We start from the raw sequence: 20,439 nt of genomic DNA, 5'->3' as shown, positions 1-20,439 counted from the left end.
TTTTCTTCACCCTTCCGCGTCGAGGCACGCATGGCCCGGCCGCGCGCGCGCCGACCAGCGCTCGCCGCGGTCGGCGAGCCGCGCCTCGAGGCGCGAAACCTTGAGGCGCAGGCCGCAGCCGCCCGAGAAGACGAGCTCGACCAGGCCGCCGCCGTCCGCGGCTTCCGTGAAGCCGACGCGCAGGAGATTGAGGATGCGCCCCTTGTCGGCGCGCGAGAAGCCGGACAGGAAGACCTGCTCGACGGCCTCGAACGCGAGCCCGGCGCGGCAACGCTCCAGCGCGCCGGCGGCCGCCTTCTCCCAGTCGAAGCGACAGGCGAGGAAGGCGAACTGCTTCGACCGCGGCAGATAGGCCATGTCGCCGACGAGGACGAGCGCGTCCTGCAAATTCGCGGAGACGACGTCGAGGTCCTCCGCGTCCCGCGCGAGCAGCTTGAGCCCGCTGGCCGTCTGCGTTTGCGTCATCGCTTGCGCGAACTCCTGCGCTGCGTCGCGCGCCGCCGCGTCGACGCGCTGCTTGAAATGATGCGCGCGCCGGCGCGTTAAAAGACGCGCGGCGATTTTTTTAAGGGTCCGTCAGGACGACAGGCGCTCGATGACCGCGCCGCAGCCAGAGAGCTTGGCCTCCAGCCGCTCGAAGCCGCGGTCGAGGTGGTAGACGCGGTTGACCATCGTCTCGCCCTCGGCGGCCAGCGCGGCGATGACGAGCGAGACCGAGGCGCGCAGGTCCGTCGCCATGACGGGGGCGCCCTCGAGCCGCTCGACCCCCTCGACCAGCGCGACGTCGCCCTCGAGCCTTATGCGCGCGCCGAGGCGCGCCAGCTCCTGAACGTGCATGAAGCGGTTCTCGAAGATCGTCTCGGTGATCCGCGAATCGCCCTTCGCGCGCGTCATCAGCGCCATGAACTGCGCCTGCAGGTCGGTCGGAAAGCCCGGGAAGGGCGCCGTCTCGACGTCGACGGGGGAGAGGCCCGCGCCGTTGCGCTTGACCCGCACGCCCTCGTTGGAGACGGCGACCTGCGCCCCGGCGGCGACGAGCGCGTCGAGCGCGTTCTGAAGCGCGCCGGCCTCGGCGCCGGCGAGCAGCACGTCGCCGCCGGCCATCGCCGCGGCGATGGCGTAGGTGCCGGCCTCGATGCGGTCGGGCAGGACGCGATGGCGGGCGCCGTTGAGCCGGCCGACGCCCTCGATCTCGATCTCGGAGCGGCCGGCGCCGGAGATTTTCGCGCCCATCTTGTTGAGGCAGGCGGCGAGATCGACGACCTCGGGCTCGCGCGCGGCGTTGAGGATGCGCGTCGCGCCCTGCGCCGTCGCCGCCGCCATCATCGCCGTATGGGTGCCGCCGACGGTGACCTTGGGGAACTCGATCTCGGCGCCGCGCAGGCCTTTCGGCGCCGTGGCGTGGACGTAGCCGGCCTCGATCTCGACCTTCGCGCCGAGCTTTTCGAGCGCCATGATGAGCAGGTCGACCGGGCGCGTGCCGATGGCGCAGCCGCCGGGCAGCGAGACCTTGGCCTCGCCCATGCGCGCGAGAAGCGGCGCCACCACCCAGAAGCTCGCGCGCATCTTGGAGACGAGCTCGTAAGGCGCGGTGGTGTCGACGATGTCGCGGGCCGAGAGGCGGATGGTGCGGCTGGCGTCGGGGGAATCGCCGAAGCGGCGGCCTTCGACCATATGGTCGACGCCATGGTTGCCGAGGATGCGCAGCAGGCGGTTGACGTCGGCGAGGTCGGGGACGTTCTCCAGCGTCAGCGTCTCGGGCGTGAGCAGCGAGGCGATCATCAGCGGCAGCGCCGCGTTCTTCGCGCCCGAGATCGGAATGACGCCGTTGAGCTCACGGCCGCCGACGATGCGAATGCGATCCATCAATCCCCCGTTTTCCCGGATGGCGCGCCGCCGTCCGCCAGAAAGCCGTTCGGGCCGTCTTCCGACGCGCCCGCTTTCGCAGCCTCCCCTTGCGCTTCCCCTCGCGCCTCGCCCTGCGCCAGCCTGGCGCGGCTTTGCGCCTTGCGCCGCGCGAGGTTCTGGCGCAGCGCCTGCGCAAGCCGCGCCCGCCTGTCGTCCCGCCCGCCCGCGCCGTCGCCGGAAGAGGACGGCTTTTCGATCATGGCCCGAAACCTTAAGGAAATACTTCATTGCGTCCGCGGCGGGCGCAGGGGCAAGCTTTAGTTGCGGCGCGGCGCGCAGACAAGAGAAGAGCGGCGCGCGCATTCCCCGCTTGCCTCCCCAGGCCGACTATGCCAATACGCCGGTCCAGTCCGCTGGCGGTTCGTCCCCGCCGGCGTCGCTGCGGTAGCTCAGTGGTAGAGCACTCCCTTGGTAAGGGAGAGGTCGAGAGTTCAATCCTCTCTCGCAGCACCATTAAAGTCTGTTTGACCGCAGCAACTTGCGGATTTAATTAGCCTAAGTGCCTTGGCGGTGGTCCGTCAAGGTGGTCCTTTGCCCTCCTATTTCCACGTGCCTTACCGCCATCCGAAGACCGGCGTTTTCTGGATCAAGGGGACCGTGCCTTCGGCCGTCCGCGACGCGCCCGGCTATGGCGGCCCGAAGCAATACAATCGCTCGCTCAAGACGCGCGATCCGAAGGAAGCCGAGACGGCTGCCGCCAAGGTTCGGCTTGATCTCGATGCCGAATGGAAGGCGGCGCTCGCCGCTTCTCCGCCTCCACCATCGCCAGCTATCGCCAACTCCGTCAGCCTGTCGGACGCCCGTATCGAGGCCCTTGCGGCGCGATGGAGCGAGCGGCGGGAATGGGAGGAAGAAGGCTATCGCGAGCCAGCGGAGAGCCACGCGCGCGCCTTGGAGATGTTCTCGGCGGCGGGAATGGGGGAGGACGCGCAAGGGATCGTCGAGGCCCTGATAGACAAGGCGGCGGCGGAGCTTCTGGCGGAGGACGGGGGCGACTGGGCGGCGTGCGACGGGCGGAGCCGGGTTCGCCTAAGGAACGCCTTGCGGGCGGCCCATAAGGCCGTCTACAGGGCCATGCTGGCGAGGGCGCAGGGAAACCACCTCGCGGCCGTCAAGGGGCCTCCAAGAGCGCCGCTGAAGACGAATGGCGCATCGGGAATTTCCAGCGCTGGGGCTTATCCTGTCCCCGCCGCCCCGTCAGCCGATAGGTCCGCGCCGACGCCCGCCTCCGGCCTCCCCGCTCTTGCTGGCCCCAGCGTCCCGCTCATGAACCTCTTTGAGGCCTATGCGAAGGCGAGCGCCCTCGCCCCCAGCACGGTCCAGCAGTTCCGCAGCATCGTCGGCAAGTTTGTCGAATGGCTCAAGCGCAAGCGCCGCAGCACGGACGCCCGCGAGGTCACGCGCAAGGACGTTCAGGAATGGCTCGACGAATTGCGGGAGACGCAAAAGCTGAGCGCCAAGAGGCTCAAGGAGGGCTACCTCGCGGGCGTCCGTGCGACGTTCGGATGGGCGGTCAAGAAGGGGCGGCTTGACGCCAATCCGGCGCGCGACGTTTACGTGGAGGCCGACAAGCGCAAGGCGGCGGGGAGGCTGAGGCGCGACCTTAGCCTTGACGAAGCGGCGACGATCCTGAGGGCGAGCCTCGCGGTTGACCTTGTGCGGGACGGCGTGAACGCCTCGACGTGGCGCTGGGTGCCTTGGCTCTTGGCATACTCCGGCGCGCGGGTGGCGGAGATAACCCAGCTTCGGAAATGCGACGTGCTTCGGGAGAAGGGTGAGGATGGCCAGACCTATGACGCCATTAGGATCACGCCCGAGGCCGGCTCCACGAAGACAGGCGGCGAGCGACTTGTCCCCCTCCACCCGCATTTGATCGAACAGGGCTTCTTGAAGTTCGTCGCGGCGAGGCCGGAGGGGCCGCTGTTCTTTGGCGAGGGCGAGGGGCGGGAAATGCCAGCCACGCGGGCGAAGCGGCTGGCGGTTTGGGTGCGAGAACTTGGCGTGACGGACGTGCCCCAGCCAAATCACGGATGGCGTCATCGCTTCAAATCGGAGGCCCGGCGGCTCAACATGCCGGCCGACGTGAGGGATTACCTGCAAGGCCACGCGCCGAGGTCGGAAGGCGAGGCTTATGGTCACATGCCGATTGAGCTTCTCGTCGAATGGGTTGCCAAGTTGCCGCGGTATGAGGCTGACGGATAATCCAAGGAAGCGGCCTCCTGCCTATCCCTAGCGGACGGCATGATGGCCATCATTGAGAAGGCGCAAGGGTGGCAGGAAGGCGGGCCTTGAGGTTGAGGACGGAGCGCGCGGTCCAACTCCTTCCCCGCGCCGAGGGGACGCCACGGGAATTCAGGGCGGCGGCCGTGGCGGTTGCGGACTGGCCGGAGAACTCGGCGAGGATCGGGGCGAGCTTGGCGGCGAATGCGTCGGCTTGGACGTGCACGGCTTGAGCGGCTTCGGCGTTCCCCCGCCCCTTGAGATGCGCCGCGCCGTTGGGGTTGCCGAGCTTGACGCCGCGTGCCTTGGCGGCCTTGAGGGCGGCCTTGGTGCGGGCCGAGATGGCTTCGCGCTCTTGCTCGGCGACAAGGGCCAGAATGCCGATGGTGAGGCGATTGGCTTGCGGGTTGTCGCACGCGCGGAACTCGACCCCGGAGCGCTCAAGGCCGATGAGGAAATGCGCGTCGCGGCTGAGCCTGTCCAGCTTGGCGATGAGAAGGATGGCCCCATAGGCGCGGGCTTCGGCGATGGCGGCGGCGAGCTTCGGGCGATCATTGGCCTTGCCGCTCTCGACTTCGATGTGCTCGCCGTGAAGGATCGCGCCAGGGACGCCAGCGAGGTAGGCCCGGCACGCCTCGCGCTGCGCCTCAAGGCCAAGGCCCGACTGCCCTTGCTTGGCAGTGGAAACGCGGAGGTAGGAGACGAAGCGGCGGGGGCGGGCGGCGTTCATGGGAGGCCTCAAGGGGAAGATCGGTAGGGCTACCGTGCTGTGCATGATTGCCTAACGAACGTATGGCAGATTTGCACGGGGGATGCAAGGGCCTTGGGGCTGCTCGATGGGACGGCTCAAAGGGGAGCTTCAAGGGCGGCGTCATGCCATGGGGTTCCGCTCCGCTCCCGCTCCCCCTGCCTTTGCGGCGTCGAGGGGGCGGGGCCTAGTGGCGGGCTTTCAGGACGCCATCCTCGCGAGCGCGCGGGCTGAAATGGGAGGGGGGCCTTGAAGGCCGGGCCACGGGGGGATTTTGCCTGAAAATTGCCTAATAAACGGTCTTCGAGACGTTTGCGACGGGCGGGCCTTTTGGAGGTTTCCGCTCCCGCTCCCCCTCGCCATAGGGCCGGTCTATTGAAGCATTGCGCGGAGCCTTGAAGAAGGTGCTCTGGGAGAGGCCGGGGGTTAATATACCGCCTAATTGCCAACCCATTGATTTCCTTGAAGGCGAAGGCCCGCTGTCCAGCCATAAGGAGAAGGGGGCGGTGGAGGTTCTCCCCTGCCACCCCTCCGCCTGTATGGCCTCCCTGGCGTCAGGCTCGATGAGAGCCTTTAAGACGACCGGGGGGGTAAGCACACACGGAAATTCTAACCGACTGATTTCGCTCATGGGGATGGCCTGAAGGACAGGCCGGGGGTTAGCACGCTACCAAATGGCGAGGGCGGGATGGAAGGCGCTAAGACAGGCCGGGGTTAGTATGCACGCCTAATTGCCGGCAAGGGGTGGAAGGGCGAGATGGGAGGCCGGGGTTAGTATGCTGTGAAATGGCGAGGGCGGGGATGGGAGCCTTTAAGACGGCCGGGGGTAAGAACGCTCTGTAATTGCCAATGCCTCTAGGAGGCCCGTAGAAGGCCGCCGGCTGGCCTCATGGCGTTTCGGCTGGGATAGAGCGGAGAAAGCCGCAGAGGCCGTCCTTGGGCTTCCCTGCGGCTTCTAGGGGCTATGGCCTGTCTAGCTCGCGGCTTCGGGCGGGCGTTCCGGCAAGGGCGGCAGTATTCCCGCGCGCCGGGCGGCCGATCCCTTCAGGGCGGTTTCCAGATTGTCGCGACAGAGGTTCAGGCGGTTCCCGTCCTTGTGGCGGACTTCGCGGCCGGCTTCAGGCCAGAGGTCGAGCATCTGCCATGCGACTTGAACATATGCGTTTCCCCGACGCTCGCTGACGTTGCGGACATACTCCGGCCCCTCTCCCGCCTTGGTCCGGCTATTGAGACGCCAGTCGAGGAACGGGCCGCCGCCCTTGGCTTGCTGGACGGCGACGAGCCTGTCGTAATCCTCCGCCCAACAGATGGCCTCAAGGGGCGAGTTGGTGAGCTTCACGGCGACGAGCGGCTTTCCGTCCGCCTCCCGGATGAAGCGGCGAGGGGCCTCCGGCTCGGGGAGCTTGCGTTTCCTCTTTGTCGTCATTGCAGGGCCTCATGGGCAGGGACGGGGGCGGCGGGCTTCAGGGGCGGCCGGGCAGGATAAATGGCGGCCGGCTCAAGGATGACGCCAAGCGGGCCAAGGCGCATCGCGTAGAGGCGTCCCCGGATATCGCGGCGGACGGCGAACCAGAGCGGGCCGCGAGGCGGGGAGCGGGGATCGGGGAGGTTGTTCATCACGTCGAGGAGCTGGGCGGCCCCGGCGAGCATGAGGGCGCGACCTCGGGCGGTCGAGGCGAAAATGCCGTGGCGTTCGATTTCGATGATGGCGAGTGACATGGGGAGCGCTCCTGTTAGCGTTGGCTCGCGCGCGGAGGGAAGGCTTGCTTTGGAGGCCTTGAGGTGGTCCTAATGGTGATCCGTCAAAGCAAATCCGTCTCGGCACGAAGCTAGTTAAATCAACGGGATAGGGTCAGAACTCTAAAATTCAATCCTCTCTCGCAGCACCATTTATCTCGCTGATTTCACTGCTCTATTCCCACTTCGCCCGCATGCGGATGAATGCGGGACGATGTGGCTGTTTCGGCGCGTTTCTGACGCGCGCTTTCGCCGTCCGGTCTGGCGCCGCGGCGGCGCGTCGATGTCCTCAAGGGTCGCCGTCAGGTCGCGGCGGGCCTGCGGGACGGCCGATCAGTTCGGCGGCGGCGTCACGCCAAGAACTGCGGCCGCGGCGAGAACGAGCGCGCCGATCGCGAGCTCCGCCGCGACGCTGACGCGCAAAGCGCGTGCGTAGCCCGTTTCGCGCAGTCGTGGCATGCACGCGAAGCGATTGAAGGCCGCGAGCGTCAGCATGGCGGCGACGAGAACGATCTTGACGAGAAGGACGCGCCCGTAACCGCTGGCGGCGGGGCTCGCGAGCGCGTCGCCCAGGCGAAACCACGCGTTGACGGCGCCTGCGCCGGCGGCGAGCGGCGCAGCGACGCCGGCCATGACCGAAAAGCGCTGAAGGATCGCCAGCGCCTCGCCGCCGCGGCCGCGTCGGGGAGAGCGCCAAAGCTCCGTCAGGGCGAGGAGCAAAGGCGGCAGGCCGCCGGCCCAGGCCGCGGCGGCGCAAAGGTGGGCGGCGTAGGCGCCGAGCATGGCGAGGCCGCGCGGGCCGAGCTTCCCTTGCGCCGCGTGGCCGAGGAACGCTTGCGAGACGAGAAGCGCCGCGCCTGCGGCGGCGAGCGCGCGCAGCCTTGGCGTCTTGCCGCCCCAGGCTGCGGCGAGCGCCGCGCCGAACAGGACGATCCGCAGCGCCCATGGCGGACCGAAGCCGGTTTCGAGAAAAAATATCCGCCAGTTTTCAGCTTCGGCCAACCCCGAGACGTCGATCCCGGCGCCTTCGCTGGTCATGTTGGCGAGCATGGCGGCGAGCCAGAGGAGGCCCGACGCCGCTGCGACGAGGGCGGCCGCTCGAAGCAGCGGCCGCGTCGCGGCGAAGCTGATCGGAAGCGCCGCCGCGCCGCGCTCCGGAGAGGGGACGGCGTAGAGCCAGAACAGCGCCGTTCCGAACAGGATGAAGACAGCGACGAAATGGACGAAGCGGACGACGACGAGGCAATCGAACATGCGGCGTTCGCTCCGTCCAGCGTGGTCAGCGGCCGACGGTGAAGGAGAACGAACCTTCCGTCCGGTGCGTGTCGACGGAGACCGCGCGCCAGCTCACCTTGTAGCGGCCCGCAGCGAGCTCGCGCCCGATAGGCACGACGAGCGTCTTCCTGTCCGCCGGATCGACGGAAGGGCGCCCCAGCGGGATCGCCGCTCCGGCCTCGGCCGCGAGCTGCGCGCCGGAGAACTGCGGCACGACGTCCTCGCTGAAGGTGAGCCGAATCTGCGACGGCGAATTCGCGACCGAGCCGCCGACGGGCGGCGACGCCGACTCGAGCAGCGCATGCGCTTGCGCGGACTGCGACGCGAGCGCGAACGCCGCCGCCATAAGGCCGATCCTGAAGGATGAAGTCATGCAACCCTCCTAGAACGCCGCCTGCGGCCCGTCGAACAACGGCTTCCCGAGGACGCCGTCAGGGAACAGGTCGTCGAGAAACAGATGAAGCTGCGCGATGGCGCCGACGTGCTTGCCGCTCGCGGAATTGATCGGGATCTGCGCCTCGGCGCCGATCTGGAAGCCCTGCCCGACATAGATGACGCCCGGGTTGACGAGGCCCGTGGCGACATGGCTGTTTCCGGCGTCGACGGGCCCGATGTTGGCGACAGGGCTCGAGAAGGCGACCTCGACGAGCGGAATGAGCCGCTTCAGGACCTCGTTGTCCACCGCGCTGACGTTGGCGTTGAGATAGGGCAGGCTGTACTGGAGCGAGAAGCCCCAGTTGAAGAAGGTCGGATCGTAGTCGACGTCCGTGACGTTGGCGCGCTCGTGACGGTCCCATGTCGTCGTGACGGTCACGGGATGCGTCGAGAATGACGCGCCGAGCTGCCCGGTGACCGCGAAGGGCTTCAGAATGTTCAGGCTGTCCGGCAGGTCGCCGAAGCCCTTGCCGAAATAGACGCTCGGCCCCCAGCTCGTGAACTGGTCGGCGCCGACGCGCGCATTGCCGGTGCCGCCCCATTCGAAGCCGACCCCAGTCGCGAGGATGAATTCGTGTTCGGGATTGCGGAAAAGGACGTATTTGACGTCGCTTTCGAGATTGTCCCAGCCGTTGGCGCGCGGATTGTTCTGGTGGATGTAGCCGTCGCCGATCGAAAAGCCGAGATCGGGCGTGACGCGCTTGTCCCATTCGAACGAGAACGCATAGGACTGCGATCCGTCGGGGCCTGTGAGATAGGCGAACGTCGGCAGCGACAGCTCATCGTTGACGCCGGGGTCGTCGATGAGCAGCGTCGCGGGGAAGAAGCGGTTTCCGACGATGACGTGGGCGAGCGCGATCTGCGGGAGCAAGCCGCAGGCGAGCGTCGCCGCAAGCCCGCATGGGGCTGCGAGAGCCTTGATGGACATGGAGATTCCTTGGTCTGAGAGGGCGAGCCGGCGCCGGCTTCGGCGACGCCGGAAGAGCTTGTTCAGATCAAGGACGGCGGCGCGCGCGGTCGTCCTGCGAGCGCGCGCGGACGTGCGGCGAAATGGAGGCTGTCGACCGGCGCGGGAATGGCCGCCGGCCGCCATGCGGGAGCGGCGGCCGTCGTCGGCGTCCAGTCGGGCGTGAGCGCCAGCTCCGCCGAGGCGCAGCAGCCGGGGCAATCGTCGTGCGAGGACTGGCCGCCGTCGGGCGCGTGATCGCCGTCATGGCCGCGAGACGAGCAATGGACGACCGGCGCGCCATCGCCCAGAAGGGACGACAGCGCCGCCGCGGCGTCAGCCTCGCCTCCGGCGGCGCAAACGCGCAGCGGCGCGAGAAGGATCGCGATCCAGGCGACGAGCGCCAGCGCGAGGGCTGCGACGCTCTTGCGTCGGGGCGAGCCATGCGCGCGTCGAGCTGCGGCCACGTCCGTTTCCCGGAAAGCGAAGATCGCTTCAGCGCGAGCCTACGATCAGCGACGCCGCCAGTTCAATCCGCCGCGCCGGATTCTCTCGCGAGGAGACCTTTTCGCCACAGCGCGCGTCGTTCGCCGGATCCGGACGGCTCGCTTCACAGGGCGTTCCCGCGCCTTTTCGTCGCACTGCGACGAAACTCGGGATCGCTTGACCAGATCGATCGCCTGACTGCGCAAGGCGTGCTTTTTCGTTCTCGCAGGCGCCGGCTATGACCTCTTCTCTCTTAGAGAGAGCGCCGAGCGCGCGCAGGCTCCTGGGATAGGCCGCCTCTATGTAAAAGCGCTTTCCTATGAGTTAAATTCGACGCATTCTCCGCAGCCTGACAATCACAAGAGTCAAGGAGGAAATTTTGTACACCCACATCCTGATCCCAACCGACGGATCCACGCTCGCCGGCCAGGCCGTCGGCCATGGCGTGGAGCTCGCCAAGGCGATCGGCGCAAAAGTCACGATCGTCACCGTCACTCGTCCGTTCCGGGATTTCCCGCCCGCCAGAACGCCGGTGATCCGGGACACCCCGGAGTTCTATGATCAGCACGTGGTCAAACCGGCGACGGAGATCCTCGACGCCGCCGCGGCTGTCGCAAAGGCGGCCGGCGTTTCCCCCGAGACCCTCCGGGTTGAAAACGACGACCCCTATCAAGCGATCATCGACGCGGCCACGGCGAAGGGCGCCGATCTGATCGTCATATCCTCCCACGGACGAAAAGGCGTCTCGGCGCTGATTCTGGGCAGCGTCACGATGAAAGTGCTGACGCACTGCAAGATTCCCGTCCTCGTTCATCGCGACTAGGCGCGGATCGTCCCCTCTGTCGTGGCGTCGCTGATTCAGGCCGTCGCGGCCGATAGGGGACAGGCGCAGGCCGCCTCAGGCGGCGGGCGGACGAGCCCCGGTTGAGGCGGCGATCGTCCCCGGCGTCATATGGCTGGCGCGCCGCACGGGCGCCCTGAGCTTGCGCGCCTCTCGCGCCGCGCTCGGGGCGAGGCGGCCCGCCCGCCGCGCCGCCGCTCTCGAATCTCGTCGGCGCTTGAGCGCGTCGGCGACGGCCCGACGAGCGAGCGCCCCGATCCCGTGCGCGACGGCACCGCTTCGTCAGGCTCATTGAGACACGCTCGCGACCAGCCAATCCGCAACCGCGTGTCGAGTGCGCAGCGATGTACATACGTCCGGACGACAGCAAGAAATTTCCCGATCTGGCCGTCATTATTCAGCGCATGTTTTTCACGGTCGCCAGCAAGCCGAAACTGAAAGAGGCGCTTGAACGCTATGCGGGCGATCCCTATGCGCTGGCGATATTGTACCCGCAGGGGCCGACGGTCAGGATCGATCCCGACTTCTTCAGGTGCGAGGAGGATGGGCCTCCAGAAAAGCAGCCCGACGGCTCATATCTCCAGAAGTTCAGGATGAAGGCCGGGTTCACGGCGCCTTCCGCCGCCGCGAACGAGATTTACGTGGCGCCGGACATCGCCCAGAACGCCGGAACCGCCGATGGCCGGCTGATGGCCGAAGCGACGCTCCTGCACGAATGCGTTCACTGGTGCAGGTTGATAGACGACAAAGACGTATGGAGCGAGAAGGAGCCATACGCTTTTGAAACCGCGGCGTATGGCAAGGTGATGAGCAGGAGCTACGACATCTGTCCGCCGGGCAAAGCGGCGAAGTAGCGCGATGGAGGGCTTGCGCGCGTGACGACCAAGGCGCGCCGAGTGGGAAACGGATCGGGACGTCCGCCCTCAAGCAGCCCTGCGTTCGCGCAGGTCCGGCAGAAACATCGTCAGCACGCCGAGCGCGGGAAGGAACGAGCAGAGCAGGAACACGAACCGGATTCCCCGCCAGTCCGCCAGCGCCCCGAGCATGGCCGCGCCGACGCCGCCGACGCCGAAGATGAATCCGAAGAACAGCCCCGACACCATGCCGACGCGGCCCGGCATCAACTCCTGCCCGTAGACGACGATCGCGGGAAAGGCCGAGGCGATGACGAAACCGATCACGACGCTCAGAACGCCCGTCGCGGCCGGTCCGACGTGCGGCAGAAGCAGGGCGAACGGCAGCACGCCCAGGATCGAAACCCAGATCACCGGCTTGCGGCCGACCCTGTCGCCGATCGGCCCGCCCGCGACGGCGCCCGCCGCGACGGCGGCGAAGAACGCGAACTGATAAATCTGCGCGTCCCTGGTCGAAAGTCCGAACTGGTCCATCAGATAGAAGACGTAATAGCTCGTGAAGCTCGCAAGGTAGATATATTTCGAGAAGAGCAGCGCGATCAGGACCGCCATCGCCTTGCGCACCTGCCCGGAGGTCAGGGTCGGGGCGATGCGGCGCCCGCCCGCCGGCCGCCTGGCGTGTCCGTTGACTTCGTACCAGCGGCCGAGCGCGGTCATGACGACGATGCCGGCGAGCCCGGCGAGCGAGAGCCACGCGAGGCCGCTGCGCCCGCGCGGAAGCACGAAGAACGCGGCCGCCAGAGGCCCGAGAGCGGTGCCGAAATTGCCGCCGACCTGAAACAGCGACTGCGCCAGGCCGTGCGCGCCGCCGGAGGCGAGACGGGCGATGCGCGAGGCCTCCGGATGGAAGATCGACGAGCCGAGCCCCAGCATGACCGCGCCGGAGAGCAGCGTTCCGTAACTCGGCGCGAAGGCGAGCGTCGTCAGCCCCGCCATCGAAGCGGCCATGCCGAACGGCAGCGAGTACGGCGCCGGCCGACGGTCGGTGTAGTGGCCGATGAAGGGCTGCAGCAGCGAGCCCGTCAGCTGGTAGACGAACGTCAAAAATCCGACCTGCGCGAAGCTCAGGTCAAATCCCTGTTGCAGGATCGGATAGGCGGCGGGCAGCAGAGCCTGCAGCATGTCGTTGAGCAGATGACAGAAGCTCGTGGCCCACAAGACGGGGAAGACCGTCTTCGCTTTGCTCTGGGCGAGATGAAGGGCCTGGGTGGACACATCCTGTTCCTTGACGGTCGCCGGCGGCGGGCGGAGCGGAAATGTTGCTTTCGACGTCGCGCCAGGCTAGAGGACGGCGTTTCGTCCCGCCACCGTAGTCGGGCCTTATTATTACGAGAGCGGGCCAATGGCGCGGGACATCCATATCGACGACGTGGATCATGTCGCCCGCCCGATCGTCGCGATCGGCAAAAACTACCCCGACGGGCATGTCGTCGCGCCGCATCGGCATCGGCGCGGCCAGCTGATTTCCGGCGCGTCGGGGCTCGTCGTGGTGGCGAACCCGACGGGCGCATGGGTGATGCCGCCGCAACGCGGAATGTGGATCCCGCCCGCCACCGAGCACCATGTGCGCGTGGTGGGCGCGGTCGGCATGCAAAGCCTCTATGTCGAACCCGGCTCCGTCCCGGGCATGCCGGCCGCCTGTCAGGTGGTCGGCGTCTCAGCCTTCATGCGCAGCCTCATGACGGAGGCGCTCGACCTTCCGCTCGAATATGAGCTGACCGGGCGGGACGGGGCGTTGATGGAGCTGATCCAGCACGAAATGCCGCGGCTCCCGGCGCTGACGCTGTCCTTGCGCCATCCTGCGCATGGGCCCCTTGCGAAGCGCTGCAGGCGGTTCGTCCTGCGCCCTCGGGTCCATGAGACGATCGACGACTGGAGCGGCGAGCTCGGGATGAGCCGCCGCGCCTTCACCCGTCTCTTCCGGCGCGAAACCGGCCTCAGCTTCCAGGCGTGGCGGCAGCAGGCCTGCCTTTTGTGCGCGCTGCCGCGGCTGGCGGCCGGCGAGCCGGTGACCTCGGTGGCGATCGACCTCGGCTATGAGAATCCCGCCGCCTTCACGATCATGTTCAAGCGCGCTTTCGGCAGCCCGCCGCTGACCTATCTCGGACTCAGAAACGGCCGCGGCTGAATTTTGCGGCCGCGACGGCGGGCGGCGCGCCTCGAATCTCGCGATGAGCGTCACGCCGAGGGATGGGCCCGGACCGCGTTCATGCGAGGATCGTTTCAGCCGATCAAAAGCCGCGCGGCGAGCGCCGCCGCGAGCGCCGTCGGAGCCGCGACGAGGCCGATCTTGAGAAAACGCCAGAAGCTCATGTCCTCTCCTTCGCGCCGGATCGCCTGGAGCCACAGGATGGTGGCGAGCGAGCCGGCGACGGACAGGTTGGGTCCGAGGTCGACGCCGATCAGGAGCCCGTCGACGACGAGTTGCGGCGGATGCGCCTGCCCGATCGCGGAAGCCGAGACCAGCCCGACGGGTAGGTTGTTCATGAGGTTGCAGGCGACGGCGACGATCGCGCCGGCCCAGGCCGACGCGGACGCCGGATTTTCGAGCGAGGCCGCGCGCAGCGCCGCGGCGAGGGCGCCGATGACGCCGGTGCGCTCGAGCGCCTCGACGACGACGAACAGCCCGGCGACGAGCGGCAGCACGCCCCAGGAGATTTCGCGCGCCAGCGCGAGCGGCGAGCGCCGCGCGAGGAGCGATGCGAGGAGCGCCGCGCCGGCGCCGGCGAGCGCCGTCGGCGGGCCGAGCGGCCGGTCGAGCGCCGACATGACGAGGAGCAGGGTCGCCGCGGCGAGGACGCCGCCGAGCGCGGCGACGCCTCCCGCCGACAGCGGGCCGCCGGCCTCGCTCGGCGCGCAAGGCGCCGAAACGCGCCGGCGCTCGACGATCCTCAGAACCGCGAAGGTCACGAGGATCGAGGCGACTGACGGGAGCAGAAACGCGCCGAGCCAGGGCCAAAGTGCGGGCATGTGGCCGCCGTAAAGGACGAGATTGGCCGGATTGGAGATCGGCAGGACGAAGCTCGCGGCGTTGGCGACGAGGGCGCAGGCGAGCAGCAACGGCTCGGGATCGGCTTTCGCCTTCCGCGCGGCGGCGAAGACGGCGGGCGTCAGCACCACCGCGGTCGCGTCGTTCGAAAGAAAGGTCGTGACTGCGACGCCCGTCAGATAGACGAGGAGAAAGAGGCGCGGCCCCGATCCGCCGGCGCGCCGGACCGCGGCGGCGGCGATCCAGTCGAACACGCCTTCCGCGCGCGCGGCTTCGCTCAGCAGCATCATGCCGGCCAGGAACAGGTAGACGTCCGCGCCCTTGGCCACGGCGGCGGCGGCGTCGCCCGGCGAGACGAGGCCGCTTGCGAGAAGCAGCGCCGCCGCGCCGACGGCCCACGCCCATTCGGGCGAGCGAAAGGGACGCACGACGACGCCCGCCGCGGAAGCGGCGGCGATCGCCCATATCGCCGCCGAGGCGTTGGTCAATGTCGCCCGCCCTCGCCGGCGGAGCGGCCGACGCCACGGCGCGCTGCGTGAGCCGCGGCGCGCCCGGTCGCGCGTTGGTGGTTCTTCATGTCGTCGCGTCAGGGAGCCATGGAGCGGATCGGCGCGCGCCTGAGGCCGTCAACTCGCGTCGCGCCGAAAGGTTGAGCCGAGCGCCGGCGAAGGTTCGGATTCGGCGCGGCGCGTCAAACGCAGGGACTGAACAGCTAGGTCGAGCCGCGCCTCGGGGCGGCGCGCAGGAGGGCGGAGGCGGAAAGGAGAATGGCCGAAACGGCGATCGCCGCGCAGATGAGGCCCGCCGGCGTCGTCCGCGCCGAGGCGCTCATGGCGAAGCCGCGGCCGATCCGAAGCTCGACGCCCGCCTTCATCTCCTCAGGATGCGGCGCCGCGCTCGACGAACCGCCGAGCGCCGCCAGCCCGATTTCGAGCGGGACGTCGCCTGAACGGAACGATTGAAGGGCGGAGCTCACGGCCGATCTTTACGTTCGACGGCGCCTCAAGTCACGTCTTGAAGAAATTCGTCCTGACGATCCCGACGAGCGCGGTGACGATCGCGCCGGTGACGCCGCCGCCGACCGCCTGTCCCAGCAACACGCCGATGTCGACGCCGCCGGCGCCGGACAGCGCCGGAATGAGCGCCGAGAGAATCTGTCCTCCAAGGCCGCCGCCGATCGCGCCGCTGATCGTGCTGCCCGTCGGGCCGAGGCCGAAATCCTTGAATTTCGAAAGCAGGTTGCCGCCTGCGCCGCCGGCGATGACCTGAATAAGGAAACTGATGATGGCCCCGGACATGGACTGACCTTTCCGCGCCTGCGGCGACGTCTCATGCGTCGCCCAAGTCGAGATTGCGTCCGTCGACGGCGCAGTTCAAGCGATTTCGAGCTTCGGCGCGGCGACGCCGGGCGCGTCAGTCCGGCGTCGCCTTTCGCCCGGCCTGCCGCTCGATCTGGGAGTTGAGCTCGCCGCCGAGCAGCACGACCGTGATGGAGAGCCAGATCCAGGTCATGAAGCCGATCACGGCGCCGAGCGAGCCATAGGTCGCGTTGTAGCTGCCGAAATGGGCGACGTACCAGGAGAAGAGGATCGACACGACGAGCCAGAGCGCCGAGGCGCTGGAGCTGCCCCAGGTGATCCAGCGCCAGCGCGCCGTCGGGTCGCGGCTCGGCCCGTAGCGGTAGAGCACGGCGAGCGCCAGCACGAGGCCGAAATAGAGCAGCGGCCAGCGCGCCGCGGCGACGAGCGCCGCGCCGATGGTCTGCAGTCCGAAGTAATTCAGCACGAGCGGCGCGACGATGATGGCGCCAAGCGCGAAGAGCGCGAAGAGAAGCGCCGCGAAAGTGAAGCCGAGCGACTGCAGGTTCAGCCGCAGGAAGCTGCGCTTCTCCTCCTCCTCGTAGACGACGTTCATCGCCTCGAAGAGACCCTTCATGCCGGCGTTGGCGCTCCAGATGGAGACGGCGAGGCCGACGAGGAACGCCACGCTGAGCGCGCTCTGTCCGCTCGCGGCGATGCGCGCCGTCTCGTCGCGCAGCAGCTCGACTCCGCCCTCGGGCAGCACGCCCTGCAGCAGCGCGGTCTGCTGCGTCAGCGTCGCGCGGTCGGCGAAGAAGCCATAGAGCGCGACGAGCGCCGAGATCGCCGGAAAGATGGCGAGCAGCAGATAGAACGTCACCCCGGCCGAGACGAGCAGAATGCGGTCGCGGCTGAAGCCGTCGAAGGTGCGCCACAGGATGCTTTTCCACCCGGCCGCCGGGATCTGCGCCGGATGGGAGGCCGGCTGCGGCGGCGGAAAGCCGGCCGGAAGCGGCGCCTCCGGCGCCTTGCGCTGCAGCGCCGATTGCGCCTCCCGGCGCTCCTCGCCGCCGGAGCCGCGCAGCGCGGCGACGACGAGAACCGCCGTCACCGCGAGCGCCGTCGCAACGCCGGGGCGCGCGCCGGCGCGCCGGCCGGCCGCCGCGTCGGTCGCCTTTTCGTCTTCACGACGCAGCATCGTCCGCCTCCCTCGGCGTCGGCGCGCCGCCGCGGCCTAAACGGCGCGTCCGCCTCTTTGGTTGCGGCGCGGGCGGCGGAGCGCCGTCCTTGCGCCCTCAAACGTCAATAATAACGTTTCAAGCATCAACTCTTATTGGAAAAATCATAATTCTAGCATATCAGACATGCGCCATGATGACGTCAGCGCAGATGCGGGCCGCGCGCGCCCTGCTCGGCATAGACCAGAGGCGGCTCGCCGAGATGAGCGGGCTTTCGCTGCCGACCATCCAGCGGATGGAGGCGAGCGACGGCAATGTGCGCGGCGTCGTCGACACGCTGACCCGCGTCGTCGAGGCGCTGCGGCGCGCCGGCGTCGAGCTCATCGGCGACGATGACCAGAGCCTGTCGGGCGGGCGCGGCGTGCGGCTCCGGGAAAGCGCGCGCGAGCGGGAAGACAAGAGAAACGAGGAGCCCGGCTGATGAGCGACGCGCTCGCCGCGCGCCGGCCGGCGGACTCCGCCTTCACCCCCAAGTTCGTGACCGTCCTGCGCGAAGGCTACGGGCTCGCCGACCTGCGCGCCGACGCGGTCTCCGGCCTGACCGTCGCCATCGTCGCCCTGCCGCTGTCGATGGCCATCGCCATCGCCTCCGGCGTCACGCCCGACCGCGGCCTCTACACGGCGATCGTCGGCGGCTTCCTCGTCTCGGCGCTCGGCGGCAGCCGCTACCAGATCGGCGGCCCGGCCGGCGCCTTCATCGTGCTCGTCGCCGCGACCGTCGCGGCGCACGGCGTCGAAGGGCTTTTGCTCGCGACCTTCCTCAGCGGGCTCATGCTGGCCGCGATCGGCGCGCTGCGGCTCGGCGCCTTCGTCAAGTTCATCCCCTATCCCGTGACCGTCGGCTTCAGCGCCGGCATAGGCGCGATCATCTTCGCGAGCCAGATCAAGGATCTGCTCGGGCTTCACCTTTCCCGCCCCGAGCCGGGCCCGCTGCTCGAAAAGCTCGGGACGCTCGGGCCCGCCCTGCCGAGCGCGACGCCGGCGGCGGTCGCCGTCTCGCTCGGCGCCGTCGGGGTCATCCTCGCCCTGCGCCGCTTTCGGCCGAAGTGGCCGGGAATGCTGATCGCGGTGGTCCTCGCCTCGGCCGCCGCCGCGGCGCTCTCCCTGCCGGTCGAGACCATCGGCTCGCATTTCGGCGGCGTCCCGCGCAGCCTCCCGGCGCCCGCCCTGCCGCCGCTGAGCCTCGCCAAGATCCTCGACGTCCTGCCGGCGGCGGCCTCCTTCGCGCTGCTCGGCAGCATCGAGAGCCTGTTGTCGGCCGTCGTCGCCGATTCGATGTCGGGCCGTCGCCATCGCTCCAATTGCGAGCTCGTGGCGCAGGGCGCGGCCAACGTCGCCTCCGCCCTGTTCGGCGGAATCTGCGTCACCGGGACGATCGCGCGCACCGCGACCAACGTGCGCTCGGGCGCGCGAAGCCCCGTCGCGGGGATGCTGCACTCCCTGTTCCTTCTCCTGTTCATGCTGCTCGCGGCGCCGCTCGCCTCCTACATCCCGCTCGCCGCCCTCGCCGCCGTGCTCGCCGTCGTCGCCTGGAACATGGCCGAGACGCACGCCTTCGCGAGCCTCATGCGCGCCTCGCGCGCCGACGCGGCGACCGTGCTGTCCACCTTCCTCTTGACCATCTTCCGCGACCTCGTGACCGGCATCCTCGTCGGCTTCAGCGTCGCCTCCCTCGCCTTCATGCGGCGCATGTCGCGCACGCTGGAGGTCCGGACGCTCGACGGCCTCGAGGCGGAGGACGCGGACATCGGCTTCGACCCTTCCGTGACGAACGACGGCGACATCGTCGCGCTGAAGATTTCGGGAGCGTTCTTCTTCGGCGCCGCGGCCGGAGTCGCCGCGGCGCTCGACGAGATCGCGCAGAAGCCGAGGGCCTTCATCCTCGACCTGTCCGGGCTGCTTGAGCTCGACTCGACCGCCGCCGCCGCGATCGGCAATTTCGCCGCCAAGGCGCATCGCAACGGCGCGCTCGTCTATGTCAGCGGCGCGCATCGCGAGGTGCGGCGCGCGCTGATCATGTCGACGCACGGGGTGCGCCACGTCCGCTTCAGGGACGACGCCGCCTCGGCCGCCGCCGCGGCGAGGGCGGCGATCGCGGCGCAAAACAAGGCGGCGTAAGACAAGGCGGCGTGAGCGCGATGCGCGCCGCGCGCCGGCGCGCTATGATCGAAGCATGAAACGAGTCCGGCGCCCCGATCCGAAGCGCGCGGCGTCCATCGCGGCCGCCCTGGCGGTCCTGCTCGCCCTGCCTTTTCTTCTCCTCGCGCCGGCGCGGGCGCAGGACTTCAATCCGTTCAACTGGATCAGCGATCTGTTCAAGCCGCACGAGGCGCCAGCGGCCAAGCGCGCGCCCGAGATCAGGCGCCCAGGCGGCTCGGCGGCCAAGCCGAAGCGCGCGGCGAAGCCCGAGGCCGCCCGCGCCGCCCAGAGCGCGAAGCCTGCGCAGCCGCCGGTCGAGCCCGCCTATTTCGTCGCCGTGCTCGGCGACAGCCTCGGCCAGATGCTCGGGCAAGGGCTGGCGGAGGCTTTCGCCGACCGCCCCGACGTCGCGATCCGCCGCAAGGCCAAGGAGAACACCGGCCTCGTGCGCGACGACTACTACGACTGGCCGAAGGCTGTCGACGAGCTGCTGGCCAGCGGCGAGAAGATCGACGTCGCCGTCGTCATGATCGGCGGCAACGACAGCCAGACGCTGCGCGACGGCGCGGGCGGCGCCTTCGAGCCGCGCACGCCGCAATGGGAGGCGGCCTACGCCGCGCGCGTCGAGCGGATCGCCGCGGCTTTCCGGGACCACGACATCCCGCTGCTGTGGGTCGGGCTGCCCGTCATGAAGAACGAGCGGCTTTCCGCCGACGCCTCCGCCTTCAACGACCTCTACCGCGCCCACGCGGGCGCCGCGGGCGCGAAATTCATCGACGTGTGGGAGGCCTTCGCCACCGAGGGCGGCGCGTTCAGCGCGAGCGGGCCCGACGTCAACGGCGAGATCGTCAAGCTGCGCGCGACCGACGGCGTGCATTTCACGAAGGCCGGCGCGCGAAAGCTCGCCCATTTCGTCGAGCCGGACATCCGCCGCCGCCTCGACGAGCTCGCGCGCCTCAGGAGCCCGGAGAGCCCCGGCGTGCCGGCGCCGGCGGAGGCCAGGGCGCCGGGGGACGAGACGCCCGCCGCTCCGGTCGAGAAGCCGATCGCCGGACCCGTGCTGCCGCTGACCGGCCCCGCCCGCGCGCCCGGCGGCGAGCTCGCCTCGCGCTCGCCCGCCCTCGCCCGGCGCAACCCGCTGCAGGGCGCGCCGGAGCCCGGACGCGCCGACGATTTTTCCTGGCCGCGCTAAAGTGGGTTATAGGGGTTATCGCGCCACGTCTCCTCAACAGACATATAAGACGCTGATTGATGCATTGGACACA

Annotated in this window: 22 protein-coding genes and 1 tRNA gene; 8 read left to right on the top strand and 15 right to left on the bottom strand. The window is 68.8% G+C overall.

Features of this window, described 5'->3' with window-relative positions; all coding sequences use genetic code 11:
- Positions 1–6: 6 nt before the first annotated feature.
- The 3 genes from ACE3OG_RS00445 to ACE3OG_RS00435 form a co-directional block, all read right to left on the bottom strand.
- Positions 7–465, bottom strand: a complete 459-nt coding sequence (locus ACE3OG_RS00445; RefSeq protein WP_374304987.1) for a DUF2948 family protein — start codon at positions 463–465, stop codon at positions 7–9.
- A 111-nt stretch (positions 466–576) separates the two neighbouring features.
- Complete coding sequence (murA, locus tag ACE3OG_RS00440) at positions 577–1,866, bottom strand: UDP-N-acetylglucosamine 1-carboxyvinyltransferase (RefSeq protein ID WP_374304985.1); 1,290 nt, start codon at positions 1,864–1,866, stop codon at positions 577–579.
- Positions 1,866–2,108 (bottom strand): hypothetical protein, encoded by a 243-nt coding sequence (locus ACE3OG_RS00435; RefSeq protein WP_374304983.1) that lies wholly within the window; start codon positions 2,106–2,108, stop codon positions 1,866–1,868. The genes murA and ACE3OG_RS00435 overlap by 1 nt, the downstream gene beginning before the upstream one ends.
- Before the next feature lie 178 nt (positions 2,109–2,286).
- On the opposite strand from ACE3OG_RS00435, the gene ACE3OG_RS00430 reads away from it, so the two are divergent.
- Positions 2,287–2,361 (top strand) — tRNA-Thr (locus ACE3OG_RS00430).
- Between the two features lie 78 nt (positions 2,362–2,439).
- Complete coding sequence (locus tag ACE3OG_RS00425; protein ID WP_374304982.1) at positions 2,440–4,110, top strand: DUF6538 domain-containing protein; 1,671 nt, start codon at positions 2,440–2,442, stop codon at positions 4,108–4,110.
- 49 nt (positions 4,111–4,159) lie between these two features.
- On the opposite strand, the gene ACE3OG_RS00420 is transcribed toward ACE3OG_RS00425, so the two are convergent.
- The 7 genes from ACE3OG_RS00420 to ACE3OG_RS00390 all read right to left on the bottom strand — a co-directional run bounded on the left by ACE3OG_RS00420 (position 4,160) and on the right by ACE3OG_RS00390 (position 9,736).
- The gene (locus tag ACE3OG_RS00420; RefSeq protein WP_374304980.1) at positions 4,160–4,858 is read right to left on the bottom strand and encodes a recombinase family protein; all 699 of its coding nucleotides are present in this window, start codon (positions 4,856–4,858) and stop codon (positions 4,160–4,162) included.
- A 991-nt stretch (positions 4,859–5,849) separates the two neighbouring features.
- The gene (locus ACE3OG_RS00415; protein WP_374304978.1) at positions 5,850–6,215 is read right to left on the bottom strand and encodes a hypothetical protein; all 366 of its coding nucleotides are present in this window, start codon (positions 6,213–6,215) and stop codon (positions 5,850–5,852) included.
- A gap of 83 nt (positions 6,216–6,298) precedes the next feature.
- Entirely contained in the window at positions 6,299–6,595 is a 297-nt protein-coding gene (locus ACE3OG_RS00410) for a hypothetical protein (RefSeq protein WP_374304976.1), read from the bottom strand.
- 351 nt (positions 6,596–6,946) lie between these two features.
- Positions 6,947–7,867, bottom strand: coding sequence for a CopD family protein (locus ACE3OG_RS00405; RefSeq protein WP_374304974.1), 921 nt, complete (start codon positions 7,865–7,867; stop codon positions 6,947–6,949).
- A gap of 25 nt (positions 7,868–7,892) precedes the next feature.
- A complete protein-coding gene (copC, locus tag ACE3OG_RS00400) occupies positions 7,893–8,261 on the bottom strand; it encodes a copper homeostasis periplasmic binding protein CopC (RefSeq protein ID WP_374304972.1) in 369 nt (122 codons plus the stop codon).
- A gap of 9 nt (positions 8,262–8,270) precedes the next feature.
- On the bottom strand, positions 8,271–9,251 hold the full coding sequence (locus tag ACE3OG_RS00395; protein WP_374304971.1) for a hypothetical protein: 981 nt from the start codon (positions 9,249–9,251) through the stop codon (positions 8,271–8,273).
- A 62-nt stretch (positions 9,252–9,313) separates the two neighbouring features.
- Positions 9,314–9,736: a DUF2946 family protein gene (locus ACE3OG_RS00390; RefSeq protein ID WP_374304969.1), complete on the bottom strand. Its 423-nt coding sequence runs from the start codon at positions 9,734–9,736 to the stop codon at positions 9,314–9,316.
- 398 nt (positions 9,737–10,134) lie between these two features.
- On the opposite strand from ACE3OG_RS00390, the gene ACE3OG_RS00385 reads away from it, so the two are divergent.
- Both ACE3OG_RS00385 and ACE3OG_RS00380 read left to right on the top strand, forming a co-directional pair.
- Positions 10,135–10,578 carry a universal stress protein gene (locus ACE3OG_RS00385; RefSeq protein ID WP_374304967.1) on the top strand — a complete coding sequence of 148 codons (444 nt, stop codon included), beginning with the start codon at positions 10,135–10,137 and terminating at the stop codon, positions 10,576–10,578.
- 362 nt (positions 10,579–10,940) lie between these two features.
- Positions 10,941–11,450 (top strand): hypothetical protein, encoded by a 510-nt coding sequence (locus ACE3OG_RS00380; protein WP_374304965.1) that lies wholly within the window; start codon positions 10,941–10,943, stop codon positions 11,448–11,450.
- A gap of 69 nt (positions 11,451–11,519) precedes the next feature.
- Here ACE3OG_RS00380 and ACE3OG_RS00375 read toward each other — a convergent pair whose 3' ends face one another.
- Positions 11,520–12,725, bottom strand: coding sequence for an MFS transporter (locus ACE3OG_RS00375; RefSeq protein WP_374304963.1), 1,206 nt, complete (start codon positions 12,723–12,725; stop codon positions 11,520–11,522).
- A gap of 127 nt (positions 12,726–12,852) precedes the next feature.
- Here ACE3OG_RS00375 and ACE3OG_RS00370 point away from each other — a divergent pair, with 127 nt between their 5' ends.
- On the top strand, positions 12,853–13,638 hold the full coding sequence (locus ACE3OG_RS00370; RefSeq protein ID WP_374304961.1) for a helix-turn-helix domain-containing protein: 786 nt from the start codon (positions 12,853–12,855) through the stop codon (positions 13,636–13,638).
- 95 nt (positions 13,639–13,733) lie between these two features.
- Here the strand turns inward: ACE3OG_RS00370 and ACE3OG_RS00365 are convergent, their stop codons facing one another.
- The 4 genes from ACE3OG_RS00365 to ACE3OG_RS00350 all read right to left on the bottom strand — a co-directional run bounded on the left by ACE3OG_RS00365 (position 13,734) and on the right by ACE3OG_RS00350 (position 16,995).
- Positions 13,734–14,987, bottom strand: a complete 1,254-nt coding sequence (locus ACE3OG_RS00365) for an SLC13 family permease (RefSeq protein ID WP_374304959.1) — start codon at positions 14,985–14,987, stop codon at positions 13,734–13,736.
- A gap of 224 nt (positions 14,988–15,211) precedes the next feature.
- Entirely contained in the window at positions 15,212–15,475 is a 264-nt protein-coding gene (locus ACE3OG_RS00360) for a hypothetical protein (protein WP_374304957.1), read from the bottom strand.
- A 31-nt stretch (positions 15,476–15,506) separates the two neighbouring features.
- Positions 15,507–15,797: a hypothetical protein gene (locus ACE3OG_RS00355; RefSeq protein ID WP_374304955.1), complete on the bottom strand. Its 291-nt coding sequence runs from the start codon at positions 15,795–15,797 to the stop codon at positions 15,507–15,509.
- A 115-nt stretch (positions 15,798–15,912) separates the two neighbouring features.
- The gene (locus ACE3OG_RS00350) at positions 15,913–16,995 is read right to left on the bottom strand and encodes a YihY/virulence factor BrkB family protein (protein WP_374304953.1); all 1,083 of its coding nucleotides are present in this window, start codon (positions 16,993–16,995) and stop codon (positions 15,913–15,915) included.
- 173 nt (positions 16,996–17,168) lie between these two features.
- Here ACE3OG_RS00350 and ACE3OG_RS00345 point away from each other — a divergent pair, with 173 nt between their 5' ends.
- The 3 genes from ACE3OG_RS00345 to ACE3OG_RS00335 are packed head-to-tail and all read left to right on the top strand — an operon-like array spanning position 17,169 to position 20,366.
- A complete protein-coding gene (locus tag ACE3OG_RS00345; protein WP_374304951.1) occupies positions 17,169–17,456 on the top strand; it encodes a helix-turn-helix domain-containing protein in 288 nt (95 codons plus the stop codon).
- Positions 17,456–19,153 (top strand): SulP family inorganic anion transporter, encoded by a 1,698-nt coding sequence (locus ACE3OG_RS00340; RefSeq protein WP_374304949.1) that lies wholly within the window; start codon positions 17,456–17,458, stop codon positions 19,151–19,153. The genes ACE3OG_RS00345 and ACE3OG_RS00340 overlap by 1 nt, the downstream gene beginning before the upstream one ends.
- Before the next feature lie 55 nt (positions 19,154–19,208).
- Complete coding sequence (locus ACE3OG_RS00335; RefSeq protein WP_374304947.1) at positions 19,209–20,366, top strand: DUF459 domain-containing protein; 1,158 nt, start codon at positions 19,209–19,211, stop codon at positions 20,364–20,366.
- Positions 20,367–20,439: the final 73 nt, after the last annotated feature.

Origin of the sequence: Methylocella sp., from assembly GCF_041905455.1 — a bacterium.
In the GTDB taxonomy this organism is placed as follows: Bacteria; Pseudomonadota; Alphaproteobacteria; order Rhizobiales; family Beijerinckiaceae; genus Methylocapsa.
The sequence above is the reverse complement of the archived record's forward strand: the minus strand, read 5'-3'. Positions and strand labels throughout refer to the sequence as shown.

Bases quoted from the DNA above. Each gene is read 5' to 3' on its own strand.
- ACE3OG_RS00355 (WP_374304955.1), bottom strand. From the start codon at position 15,797: ATGTCCGGGGCCATCATCAGTTTCCTTATTCAGGTCATCGCCGGCGGC.
- ACE3OG_RS00410 (WP_374304976.1), bottom strand. From the start codon at position 6,595: ATGTCACTCGCCATCATCGAAATCGAACGCCACGGCATTTTCGCCTCG.
- ACE3OG_RS00340 (WP_374304949.1), top strand. From the start codon at position 17,456: ATGAGCGACGCGCTCGCCGCGCGCCGGCCGGCGGACTCCGCCTTCACC.
- murA (WP_374304985.1), bottom strand. From the start codon at position 1,866: ATGGATCGCATTCGCATCGTCGGCGGCCGTGAGCTCAACGGCGTCATT.
- ACE3OG_RS00405 (WP_374304974.1), bottom strand. From the start codon at position 7,867: ATGTTCGATTGCCTCGTCGTCGTCCGCTTCGTCCATTTCGTCGCTGTC.
- ACE3OG_RS00445 (WP_374304987.1), bottom strand. From the start codon at position 465: ATGACGCAAACGCAGACGGCCAGCGGGCTCAAGCTGCTCGCGCGGGAC.
- ACE3OG_RS00350 (WP_374304953.1), bottom strand. From the start codon at position 16,995: ATGCTGCGTCGTGAAGACGAAAAGGCGACCGACGCGGCGGCCGGCCGG.
- ACE3OG_RS00435 (WP_374304983.1), bottom strand. From the start codon at position 2,108: ATGATCGAAAAGCCGTCCTCTTCCGGCGACGGCGCGGGCGGGCGGGAC.
- ACE3OG_RS00420 (WP_374304980.1), bottom strand. From the start codon at position 4,858: ATGAACGCCGCCCGCCCCCGCCGCTTCGTCTCCTACCTCCGCGTTTCC.
- ACE3OG_RS00395 (WP_374304971.1), bottom strand. From the start codon at position 9,251: ATGTCCATCAAGGCTCTCGCAGCCCCATGCGGGCTTGCGGCGACGCTC.
- copC (WP_374304972.1), bottom strand. From the start codon at position 8,261: ATGACTTCATCCTTCAGGATCGGCCTTATGGCGGCGGCGTTCGCGCTC.
- ACE3OG_RS00370 (WP_374304961.1), top strand. From the start codon at position 12,853: ATGGCGCGGGACATCCATATCGACGACGTGGATCATGTCGCCCGCCCG.
- ACE3OG_RS00380 (WP_374304965.1), top strand. From the start codon at position 10,941: ATGTACATACGTCCGGACGACAGCAAGAAATTTCCCGATCTGGCCGTC.
- ACE3OG_RS00345 (WP_374304951.1), top strand. From the start codon at position 17,169: ATGATGACGTCAGCGCAGATGCGGGCCGCGCGCGCCCTGCTCGGCATA.
- ACE3OG_RS00335 (WP_374304947.1), top strand. From the start codon at position 19,209: ATGAAACGAGTCCGGCGCCCCGATCCGAAGCGCGCGGCGTCCATCGCG.